Source organism: Phenylobacterium sp. (assembly GCF_030654915.1).
Lineage (GTDB): Bacteria > Pseudomonadota > Alphaproteobacteria > Caulobacterales > Caulobacteraceae > Phenylobacterium.
Map to the genome: position 1 here is coordinate 1 of NZ_JAURWM010000369.1, position 10765 is coordinate 10765.

General features: G+C 67.3%; 10 protein-coding genes. 2 read left to right on the plus strand and 8 right to left on the minus strand.

The window, feature by feature from the left end; genetic code table 11:
* Together addA and trxA are read left to right on the plus strand one after the other, a co-directional pair.
* Nucleotides 1–2949: double-strand break repair helicase AddA (gene addA, locus Q7T84_RS18915; protein ID WP_304812053.1), on the plus strand; the 2949-nt coding region annotated here is incomplete at its 5' end.
* An 80-nt stretch (nt 2950–3029) separates the two neighbouring features.
* Nucleotides 3030–3353, plus strand: a complete 324-nt coding sequence (trxA, locus tag Q7T84_RS18920; RefSeq protein WP_304812055.1) for a thioredoxin — start codon at nt 3030–3032, stop codon at nt 3351–3353.
* A gap of 173 nt (nt 3354–3526) precedes the next feature.
* Here trxA and Q7T84_RS18925 read toward each other — a convergent pair whose 3' ends face one another.
* From Q7T84_RS18925 to Q7T84_RS18960, 8 genes are all read right to left on the minus strand, one after another.
* Nucleotides 3527–4846, minus strand: coding sequence for a folylpolyglutamate synthase/dihydrofolate synthase family protein (locus Q7T84_RS18925; RefSeq protein ID WP_304812057.1), 1320 nt, complete (start codon nt 4844–4846; stop codon nt 3527–3529).
* Nucleotides 4847–4954: 108 nt separating this feature from the next.
* On the minus strand, nt 4955–5887 hold the full coding sequence (gene accD, locus Q7T84_RS18930) for an acetyl-CoA carboxylase, carboxyltransferase subunit beta (protein WP_304812060.1): 933 nt from the start codon (nt 5885–5887) through the stop codon (nt 4955–4957).
* 6 nt (nt 5888–5893) lie between these two features.
* Nucleotides 5894–6727 carry a tryptophan synthase subunit alpha gene (gene trpA / locus Q7T84_RS18935; RefSeq protein ID WP_304812062.1) on the minus strand — a complete coding sequence of 278 codons (834 nt, stop codon included), beginning with the start codon at nt 6725–6727 and terminating at the stop codon, nt 5894–5896.
* The gene (gene trpB, locus Q7T84_RS18940; RefSeq protein ID WP_304812064.1) at nt 6724–7944 is read right to left on the minus strand and encodes a tryptophan synthase subunit beta; all 1221 of its coding nucleotides are present in this window, start codon (nt 7942–7944) and stop codon (nt 6724–6726) included. The genes trpA and trpB overlap by 4 nt, the downstream gene beginning before the upstream one ends.
* Before the next feature lie 14 nt (nt 7945–7958).
* A complete protein-coding gene (locus Q7T84_RS18945) occupies nt 7959–8603 on the minus strand; it encodes a phosphoribosylanthranilate isomerase (RefSeq protein ID WP_304812066.1) in 645 nt (214 codons plus the stop codon).
* A 41-nt stretch (nt 8604–8644) separates the two neighbouring features.
* Nucleotides 8645–9049 carry a large-conductance mechanosensitive channel protein MscL gene (mscL, locus tag Q7T84_RS18950; protein WP_304812068.1) on the minus strand — a complete coding sequence of 135 codons (405 nt, stop codon included), beginning with the start codon at nt 9047–9049 and terminating at the stop codon, nt 8645–8647.
* 78 nt (nt 9050–9127) lie between these two features.
* Entirely contained in the window at nt 9128–9409 is a 282-nt protein-coding gene (locus Q7T84_RS18955) for an integration host factor subunit beta (RefSeq protein ID WP_304812070.1), read from the minus strand.
* A 291-nt stretch (nt 9410–9700) separates the two neighbouring features.
* The coding region (locus Q7T84_RS18960; RefSeq protein ID WP_304812073.1) for a S1 RNA-binding domain-containing protein at nt 9701–10765 on the minus strand (1065 nt) is incomplete at its 5' end.

Below are 10765 nucleotides of genomic sequence, written 5' to 3' on the forward strand. Positions count from 1 at the left end.
GCCGAGGCCTATGCGCGGTTCTCGGTGGCGCTCGACTTCGGCAGCTTCCAGTCGATGTTCGGCGCCTTCGAATCCGCGCGGGGCCGGCTAGCCGACTACATCGCGCGCAATGGCGGGCTGGCCGGCGCGATGGACGACGTCTGGTCGGTCTGCGGCTTCGACGAGCCGACCGAGCCGGACGCCCTTGAGGCCGCCGTCATGGCGCAGCTGGATCGCCGGGCCTGGACCGACTGCGCGCAGGTCCTGGCGCTCGGCACCAAGACCGACCAGAAGAACGCCGCCGCCCTGAGGGCCATCGCCGCCAATCCGGCCGCCACTCTCCTCGACTGCCTGGCCGCTCTGTTCACCGAGAAGGGCGAGGGCACGCCCGCGACCTGGGTCGCCAAGACCAGCGGCCTGAAGCCCCGCGAGCAACTGCGGATGTTCCTGCTGGCCGAGCAGGACCGGCTGGAACAGGCCCGCGATCAGATGCGCGCCGCCCAGGTGGCGATCGACACAGGCTCGGCCCTGATCCTGGCCAACGCCTATCTGACCGCCTACGGCATCGAGAAATCGTCGTCCGGCTCGCTCGACTTCAGCGACCTGATCGAGAAGACCCGCGACCTGGTGGCCTCTCGGCCCATGGCGGCCTGGGTGCTGTTCAAGCTGGACGGCGGCATCGACCACATCCTGGTCGACGAGGCCCAGGACACCGCGCCCGAGCAGTGGGAGATCGTCCGCGCCCTCACCGAGGAGTTCTTCTCCGGCGCCGGCGCCCCGACCGTGCGCGAGCGGCTGGAACGCAACATGTTCGTCGTGGGCGATGAGAAGCAGTCGATCTATTCCTTTCAGGGCGCGCGGCCCGAACTGCTGATTCAGGAGTTCGAATTCCACAAGGACCGCGCCACGGGAGCCGGCTTCCGCTTCGAGCGTGTGGACCTGCTGACCTCCTGGCGCTCGACGCCCCAGGTGCTGCGGTTCGTGGACGCCGCCTTCGCACCCGCCGAACTGGCCGGCGCCGTCCTGCCCCGCGTCGAGGTCGAGCCCATCGTCCACACCGCCGTGCGCACCGACCATGGCTGCGTCGACCTGTGGCCGTTGGAGCGCGAGGAAAAGACCGAGATCCACGACGCCTGGGACGCCCCCCTCGACCAGGAGAGCGAAGGCAGCGCCAACAAGCGGCTGGCCGAGAAGATCGCCAGCGAGATCGCCGCCCTGATCGCCCGCGGCGACGGGGTGTTCGACAAGGACATGCGCCAATGGCGCCCGGCGACCGCCGGCGATGTGCTGATCCTGGTGCGGCGGCGCAAGGCGCTGTTCGAGGAGATCCTGCGGGCTCTGAAGCACCGCAAGATCCCGGTGGCCGGCGCCGACCGGTTGGCCCTGTCCGAGCACATCGTCTTCGACGATCTGGTGGCCATCGCCCGCTTCGCCCAGTTCCCCTCCGACGAACTCACCCTAGCGGCGCTGCTGCGCAGCCCGTTCTGCGACCTCTCCGACGACAGCCTCTACGCCCTGGCCAAGGGGCGTGGACGCGAGAATCTGATCGCCGTGCTGCACCGCCGCCAGGACGAGGCGCCGGAGTGGCGCGCGGCGGCGGAATTGCTGACTTGGGTACGCGACGCGGCGCGAACCCACCGACCTTTCGAGCTTTACTCGCGGCTGCTGGGCCTGCGCGACGGCGCCGGGCGCTCGATGCGCCAACGCCTGCTAGGACGGCTGGGCAGCGAGGCCGAGGACGCCCTGGACGAATTCCTGGCCCAGGTGCTGGCCGCCGAAAACCGCGGCGTCGAGGATCTGGAAAGCCTGGCCGCCACCTTCGCCAGCCTCGACATCACCGTCAAACGCGAGATGGAGTCCGGCCGCGACGAGGTGCGGGTCATGACCGCCCACGGCGCGAAGGGCCTGGAGGCGCCGATCGTCTTCCTGCCCGAGACGACGCTGTCGCGCACCGCGCGCGGCTCGCCGCTGCTGGCGACCCAGGAGGGCGGCTTCCTGTGGAGCGCCTCGAAGGCCGGCGACTGCGAAGCCTCGGGCCAGGCCCGCGAGTGGCGCGCCAAGAAGGACGAGGACGAGGCCTACCGCCTGCTCTACGTCGCCCTGACCCGCGCGCGCGACCGGTTGGTGCTCTGCGGCCGGGTCGCGGCCAACGCCAAGGAAGAGAACATCAAGGGCTGGTGGGGCGCCATCAACGACGCCTTCGAGCACGCCGACGTCTCTGGCGACAAACGGGCGATCCGCTCGAACGGCATGGAGATCGTGCGCTTCGGCCCAGATCCGCAAGCCTTGGGCGCCGGCGCCGCGATTGTGAACACGGTCTCGCCGGTCCCCGCCTGGGCGTCGGTCGAGGCCAAGGCCGAGGCCTACGCCCGCTACGCCTCCCCCTCGCAGCTGGGCGAGGACGTCGTCGCGCCCGCCGCCTCGCCGCTGATCCGCGCCCACGGACTGGGCCGGTTCCGGCGCGGCGACCTGATCCACCGCCTGCTGCAGATCCTGCCCGATCTGCCGACGGCCGAACGCGCCGCGGCCGCCGGGCGCATCCTGGCGCGCGAGCGCGACCTGAATGACGACCAGCGCGCCGAGATGATCAACGCGGCCCTTGGCGTGCTTGAGGACGGCCGCTTCGCCGAGGTGTTCGGCTCCGGCAGCCGCGCCGAGGTTTCGGTGGCCGGGACCGCCAGCCGCCTGCCCGCGGGTCTAGCCATTTCGGGCCGGATCGACCGGCTGGTGGTACTGCCCGATCGCGTGCTGGTCGCCGACTTCAAGACCAACCGCCCCTCGCCGCAGCGCATCGAGGACGCCGATCCCGCCTATCTGCGGCAGATGGCGATCTACGCCGCCGTGCTGGCCGACATCTTCGAAGGCCGCCGGATCGAGGCCGCCCTGGTCTGGACGGACGGGCCGAAGCTGATGGCGGTTCCAGAAAAGCTGTTGGCCGAAACCCTTGCTGAGCTTCACCGCGAAGGTTGATACCTAGGCTGCGCCCGCTTACATCGCGGATCGAGAGTCGTAGCCACGCGTTTTCCAGGCTGCGCTATGAGGAGCTTTTCATGAGCACCGTGACGGTCACCGACGAGTCCTTCGACAAGGACGTTCTGCAGGCCACCAAGCCTGTGCTGGTGGATTTCTGGGCCGAGTGGTGCGGCCCCTGCAAGCAGATCGCCCCTGCCCTGGAGCAGATCGCCATTGAACTGGGCGATCAGGTCACCGTGGCCAAGCTGAACATCGAAGACAGCCCGACCACCCCCTCGCGCTACGGCGTGCGCGGCATCCCCACCATGATGCTGTTCAAGGGCGGCCAGATGGCCTCGATGAAGGTCGGCGCCATGCCCAAGCAGAAGATCCTGGAATGGCTGAACGAGGCCGGGGTCTAAGGGCCACGGCTTCACATGGTGTCATCCCGGAAGCCGCTCGCGGCTGTCCGGGACCCATGAACACGTGATGGTTCAAGATATGACGAGGCCTCGCCACCTCCTGGTGGCCTAGCGCGATTGGGTCCCGGACAAGCGCTTCGCGCTTTCCGGGACGACACTTGGCGCCAAGGGCCTTAGCTCGGCCAGGTTTCCGGGCTCATGGCCAGCACCTCGCCCGCGAAGTGCAGGCCGCCACAGATCAGCACATGCGGCGCGGGACCCGGCGTCTCCAGCGCCCGCCGCAATCCTTCCTCCACACTCGCAACCGGTTCGGCGCTCAGTCCGGCCTCGATAGCCGCTGTCGTCAGCTCCTCGGTGGGCGCGGCGTTTGGTGAGTCGAAGGTCGTGGTGAAGACGTGCGGCTTCAGGTCGGCGAAGGGCTGGAAGAAGCCCAGGGCGTCCTTCCGGGCGAACATCGCCGCGACCAGCACCAACGGCCGCGGATCACGCGCCACCAGCCGCCCGGCGGCTTCGGCCAGGGCGCGGCCGGCGTGAGGATTGTGGCCGCCGTCGAGCCAGAGATCGGCGCCGCGTTCGGCCGCCAACCGCGCCATGGGCCCTTCGGTCAGGCGCTGGAACCTCGCCGGCCAGACCGCGCTGGAAACACCCTTGGCCAGCGCCTCTTCATCGATGCGCGGATCGTTCAGGGCCAGGGCGGCGGCGACCGCGAGCCCGGCGTTGGCGAACTGATAGCCACCGAACAGGCTGGGCGCCGGTAGGTCGTAGAGTTGGTCGGGCATCTGCACGAGCAGGCGGCCGCGCTCCTCCCAGGCGTCGAAGTCACGGCCCATCAAGGTGGCGGGCGCCGACAGCTTTTCGGCTTCATCGAGGATCACCGCCTCGCCCTCCTCGATCTGGCGGGCGATGACGACCGGGCGGCCCTGCTTGATGATCCCGGCCTTCTCCCAGGCGATCTTGGACAGCTCGGGGCCGAGCATCTCCAGGTGATCGTAGTCGACCGGGGTGATGACGCTGACGGCCGGCGCGGCGAAGATATTGGTGGCGTCGAACCGACCGCCCAGCCCGACCTCGACGATGCAGAGATCGGCGGGCGTCTCGGCGAAGGCCTGGATCGCCAGCACGGTGGTGATCTCAAAGAAGCTGATCGGCTGGCCGGCGTTGGCCGCCTCGACCTTGTCGATCAGGGCCGAGAGCTGCTCGTCGGTGATCAGCGCCCCAGCCAGGCGGATACGCTCGGCGAAACGGACCAGATGCGGCGAGGTGATGGCGTGGACCCGCAGCCCCGCCGCCTCGGCGATGGCCCGCAGATAGGCGACGGTCGAGCCCTTGCCGTTGGTGCCGGCCACGTGAATCACCGGCGGCAGGCGTTTCTCGGGATTGCCCAGGGCGTCCAGCAGCCGCTCGACCCGTCCGGTGGTCAGGTCGATCAGCGACGGGTGGTTGGCGCGCAGCCGCAGGATCACCTCGTCGGAGGCGCGGATGGGATCATACATGGCTATGGCTCTGGCCGTAGGGAGCTAGGCAGGTACCAGATAGTCCCGTGTTGCGGGAGGCGCCTTGCGGCAGCGAGCTCCCTCAGTGAGGGAGCCGCCGCCAGATCATCACGCCGCGTGTTGTGAACGCTCGCGGCCCATCATCAGGGTCTTGAGGAGCGATGCGAGCACCGAACGCATCTCGCCGCGATTGACCACCCGGTCGATCTGACCGCGCTCCATCAGGAACTCGGCGCGCTGGAAGCCAGGCGGCAGCACCTCCCGAATGGTCTGCTCGATCACCCGGCGGCCGGCGAAGGCGACCATGGCGTTCGGTTCGGCCAGATGGATGTCGCCCAGCATGGCGTAGGAGGCGGTGACCCCGCCCGTCGTCGGGTCGGTGAGGACGACGATATAGGGCAGGCCCGCAGCCTTGACCTCGTTCAGCGCCAGGGTCGTGCGGGCCATCTGCATCAGCGCCAAGGCGCCTTCCTGCATGCGGGCGCCGCCGGCGGCGGTGAAGATCACATAGGGCACGCCGCGACGCACGGCTTCCTGGGCGGCCTTGATGAAGGCCTCGCCCACGCCCATGCTGAGCGAACCGCCCATGAAGCTGAAGTCCTGGACCGATACGATGGCCGGCTGGCCCTCGATCGTGCCGTAGGCGCTGGTCATCGCATCCTGAGCGCCGTTGGCTTTCCGGGCCGCCTTCAGGCGATCCATGTAGGGCCGCTCGTCGGGGAACTTCAGCGGATCGTCGACAACGCCCTTAGGCGCATCGAGCTTCTCGTACTGGCCGTCGTCGAAGGTGTAGCGCAGGCGCTGCTCGGCGCCGATGCGCATGTGATTGCCGGACGGAGTCACCCACAGGGCGGTCTCCAAGTCCGAGCGATAGATCATTTCGCCGGTGTCAGGGCACTTCACCCAGAGGTTTTCGGGCGTCTCGCGCTTGGAGACGAGATTGCGCACGCCAGGCGCAATCCGCGACAGCCAGCCGCGACGCTCTTTCGGACCCTGGGGTCCCTTACCGGGTTTGTCGTTTCGCTGTTCAGCCATCGCCATGGGGTTCTACACCGTGAGGCTTTCGACTCGCGCGGAGCGCACAGCCTTAGCCAAGGATTCGACTTTGGAAAGAACCCGGTCGGTCACAGATTCGTTCATTGCCAAGCCTGTAGCAATCTCTTCGACCAAGGCCGAACCGACGACGACGCCGTCCGCGACCCGCGCGATGGCGGCGGCCCGCTCGGGCGTCTTGATGCCAAAACCAACGGCGACCGGCAGGCCGCTCGCGGCCCGCACCCGCTCGACGTGCGGGGCGACGGTATCGGCGTCAGCCTCCTTCACGCCGGTGACCCCGGCGACCGAGACGTAGTAGGCGAAGCCCGAGGTGCGGCGCAGGATGACCTTCAGGCGCGCATCGTCGCTGGTCGGCGTGGACAGCAGCAGCAGCGAAAGTTGTTCGGCGTCCAGGGCGTCGGCCAAGGGATCGGCCTCTTCCGGCGGGATATCCACGACGATCAGGCCGTCGACGCCAGCCTGGGCCGCGTCATGGGCGAAGGTCGTGAAGCCGCGATTGATCAGCGGATTGGCGTAGCCCATCAGGATGATGGGCGTGGTCTGATCACCCTTCCGGAACTCGGCGATCATCGCCAAGGTCTTGGACAGCGTCATGCCGTTGTCCAAGGCCCGGAGGGCCGCGCGCTGGATGGGCGGACCCTCGGCCATCGGATCGGAGAACGGGAACCCGACCTCGATCACGTCGGCGCCGGCGGCCGGCAGGCCCTTCAGGATCTCCAGGCCGGTGGCGTAGTCGGGATCGCCGGCCATGATGTAGGTCACGAAGGCCGCGCGGCCCTCGGCTTTCAGCGCGGCGAAGCGCGCGTCGATGCGGGCCGTGGTCAAATCGTGCGTCCCAGATGCGCGGCGACGGTCGCCACATCCTTGTCGCCGCGGCCCGACAGGTTCAGCACCACGATGCCGCCCTTGCCGACCTGTTTGGCGACGTCCGGCAGGCGCGCCAGGGCGTGGGCCGACTCGATGGCCGGCAGGATGCCTTCCAGTTCGGCGCACAGCTTGAAGGCGTCGAGCGATTCGATGTCGGTGGCGGTCAGATAGGTCGCCCGGCCGACATCGTGCAGCCAGGAGTGCTCCGGGCCGATGCCGGGATAGTCCAGGCCGGCGGAGATCGAATGGGCCTCGGTGATCTGGCCTTCGTCGTCCTGCAGCAGATAGGTCATGTTGCCGTGCAGGACGCCGGGACGGCCGCCATTGATGGCTGCGGCGTGACGTCCGGTCTCCATGCCCTCGCCCGCCGCCTCGACGCCGAAGAGCTGCACGCCCTCGTCATTGAGGAACGGGTGGAACAGGCCGATGGCGTTGGAGCCGCCGCCCACGCACGCCACCACGGCGTCGGGCAGGCGGCCTTCCATTTCCATCACCTGGCGGCGGGTTTCCTGGCCGATGACCGATTGGAAATCGCGCACCATCTCTGGATAGGGATGCATGCCGGCCGCGGTGCCGATCAGATAATAGGTGTCGTGAACATTGGTGACCCAGTCGCGTAGGGCCTCGTTCATGGCGTCCTTCAGCGTCGCCGAACCAGAGGTCACCGGCTCCACCTGCGCGCCCAGCAGGTTCATGCGGAAGACGTTGGGCTTTTGCCGCTCGACGTCCACCGCGCCCATATAGACCACGCAAGGCAGGCCAAAGCGGGCGCAGACGGTGGCCGTGGCCACGCCGTGCTGGCCCGCGCCGGTCTCGGCGATGATCCGGGTCTTACCCATGCGGCGGGCCAGCAGGATCTGGCCCATGCAGTTGTTGATCTTGTGCGAGCCGGTGTGATTCAGCTCTTCGCGCTTCAGATAGATCTTCGCCCCGCCGAAATGCTCGGTCAGCCGCTCGGCGTAATAGAGCGGGCTGGGACGCCCCACATAATGGGTCAGGAAACTGTTCAGTTCGGCCTGGAACGCCGGATCGGCCTTAGCCGCGCTGTAGGCCGCGTCCAGGTCGTGGACCAGCGGCATCAGGGTCTCGGGCACGTAGCGGCCGCCAAAGTCGCCGAAGCGGCCGGCGGCGTCGGGATAGGCGGTGTAATCGTTGGGTTTGGCTGGAGCGTTCACGGGGCTTTGCAACTTCAAGCGCGGCGGACAGCGTCTAGAAACGCCGTGATCAAGGCCGGGTCCTTTAGTCCGGGACCGCGCTCCACGCCAGAGGAAACGTCCGCCAGCGGCGCGCCGGACAGTCGCACGGCCTCGCCGACGTTCCAAGGATCCAGCCCCCCGGCCAGGAACCAGGGTCGCTCGAAACGGCGTCCGGCGGTCAGGGTCCAGTCGAACCGAGAGCCAGTCCCGCCCGGCAGGACCGCGTCCTTCGGCGGCCTGGCGTCGAACATCAGATGGTCGACCACGCTCTCATAGGCGCGCCCGGCCTCGATGTCGGCGGCGTCGGTGACCGGCAGCGCCTTGATGATCCCGGCTCCGGTGCGAACCGCGATCTGGCGCGCGCGGGACGGCGTTTCACGGCCGTGGAGCTGAATGAAGTCAGGCTTCAGAGCGGCGGTGAGCCGGTCCAGCAACACATCGTCGGGATCGACCGTGACGGCGCAGATCTTCACCCCCGCCGCACGCGCCGGCGCGGCCAGGCGGTCAGCAGCGTCGGGCGCGATATCGCGCGGGCTCTTGGCGAAGAACACGAAGCCGATATGGGTGGCCCGGCCGTCCAGGGCGGCGCGAACCGCCTCAGGCGTTGAAAGTCCACAGATCTTGGCGCGCGCCGTCATCCCCCGGAGTTAGGGCGTCACGCGCGCCAAGCCAAGGCCGATTAGCGGCTCTTCAGCAGGTCGCGGATCTCGACGAGCAGGGTTTCGCTGGGCGTGGGCGGCGGCGGCGGCGCGTCAGCCTGCTGACGACGCAGGGTGTTGACCCCCTTGATCAGCATGAAGATCACCCAGGCGACGATCAGGAACTGGATCAGCGTGTTGATGAAGGCGCCGTACTGAATCGCCACCAGCTCGTTGATCGCGGTGGTGGGATCGTCGGGCCGGAGCACCCACTGAAGTTTGGAGAAATCGAGCCCACCCATCGCCAGGCCGATCGGCGGCATGATCACCTGGTTGACCAGGCTATCGACGATCTTGTTGAACGACGCGCCGATGATCACACCGACCGCGAGGTCGATGACGCTGCCGCGCGCGATGAACTCGCGGAATTCTGAGAAGATGCCCATGGGTCCACCTTTGGCCAGCAAAGGGGCCGAAGATCGGCTACGCCGTTCCCGCCGGTCAACCGTAAACGCGCAAAGTCGTTAGTCGGCGTTCAAACGCTCGCGAAGTTCCTTGCCGCTCTTGAAGAACGGCACGTGCTTGGCGCGCACGTCGACGGCTTCGCCCGTGCGTGGATTGCGACCGGCGCGTGCGTCGCGCGAACGGACCGACAGGGCTCCGAAGCCTCGCAACTCCACCCGACCGTCAGTCTCGAGCGCCTGAATCATGCGCTCAAGAATAACGCCGACCACACGCTCGATGTCGCGCTGGGTGAGATGCGGATTCTCTTCCGCCAGACGGGCGATAAGTTCCGACTTGATCATGCCTATTTCCGAGTCCCCGAGCCGTTGGGGAGACGGCTCATAGGCGTTCAACTAGCAGCAAGTACCTCGCCAACAGGCGTGGCCCCCAGGAATTGCCGGGAGCGAGCGGGACCATGGTCGAGTCCCGCCCGATGTTCAAGGCGCAATGCGGCACAATAGCCCACACACCCCAACTGTGATCGGTTTCGATCCCGCCCCACCCCCGGTTGCGGACCGGACGGAGCGACAAAAGAAAACGGCGGACCGGTTTCCCGATCCGCCGTCAGCTCTAGGCTAAACTCGCCTTGAAGCTTAGTCCTTGCCGGCGTTCTTCTCGCGAAGAGCCGCGCCGAGGATGTCGCCGAGCGAGGCGCCCGAGTCCGAAGACCCGAACTGCTCGATGGCTTCCTTCTCGTCGGCCATTTCCAGAGCCTTGATCGACAGCGCGACGCGGCGGGCAGCCTTGTCGATGCTGGTGATCTGGGCGTCGACGCGGTCGCCCACGGCGAAGCGCTCGGGGCGCTGATCGCCACGGTCGCGCGACAGGTCCGACTTGCGGATGAAGGCCGTCATCGGGGCTTCTTCGTCGCCGAACTTCACTTCGATACCGCCCGAGGTGATCTCGGTGACGGTGACGGTGACGATCTGCTTCGAACGGTAGGTGTCGCCCTGCATCGGGTCGCCGGCGTGTTGCTTGATGCCGAGCGAGATGCGTTCCTTCTCGACGTCGACGTCGAGAACGCGGGCCTTGACCATGTCGCCCTTGTTGTACTTGGCGATGGCTTCTTCACCCGACACGGTCCAGTCGAGATCCGACAGGTGCACCATGCCGTCGATGTCGTTGTCGAGGCCGATGAACAGACCGAATTCGGTCGCGTTCTTGACTTCGCCTTCGACGGTCGAGCCGATCGGATGGGCGGCCACGAAGGCGTCCCACGGATTGGCCATGGCCTGCTTCAGGCCGAGCGACACGCGACGCTTGGACGGATCGACGTCCAGCACGACCACGTCGACTTCTTGCGAGGTCGAGACGATCTTGCCGGGGTGAACGTTCTTCTTGGTCCAGGACATTTCCGAGACGTGCACCAAGCCTTCGACACCGGCTTCCAGCTCCACGAAGGCGCCGTAATCGGTGATGTTGGTGATGCGGCCCGTGAACTTCGCGCCGACCGGGTACTTCGCTTCCACGCCGTCCCAAGGATCGGACTGCAGTTGCTTCATGCCGAGGCTGATGCGCTGGGTGTCCGGGTTGATCTTGACGATCTGGACCTTAACCGTGTCGCCGACCGCGAGCACTTGGCTCGGGTGGTTGACGCGCTTCCAGCTCATGTCGGTGACGTGCAGCAGGCCGTCGATGCCGCCCAGGTCCACGAACGC

What these genes read in the sequence shown, in the direction of transcription:
- trxA (WP_304812055.1), top strand. Translation starts at nt 3,030, where the DNA reads ATGAGCACCGTGACGGTCACCGACGAGTCCTTCGACAAGGACGTTCTG.
- Q7T84_RS18925 (WP_304812057.1), bottom strand. Translation starts at nt 4,846, where the DNA reads ATGTATGATCCCATCCGCGCCTCCGACGAGGTGATCCTGCGGCTGCGC.
- accD (WP_304812060.1), bottom strand. Translation starts at nt 5,887, where the DNA reads ATGGCGATGGCTGAACAGCGAAACGACAAACCCGGTAAGGGACCCCAG.
- Q7T84_RS18945 (WP_304812066.1), bottom strand. Translation starts at nt 8,603, where the DNA reads ATGACGGCGCGCGCCAAGATCTGTGGACTTTCAACGCCTGAGGCGGTT.
- mscL (WP_304812068.1), bottom strand. Translation starts at nt 9,049, where the DNA reads ATGGGCATCTTCTCAGAATTCCGCGAGTTCATCGCGCGCGGCAGCGTC.
- Q7T84_RS18955 (WP_304812070.1), bottom strand. Translation starts at nt 9,409, where the DNA reads ATGATCAAGTCGGAACTTATCGCCCGTCTGGCGGAAGAGAATCCGCAT.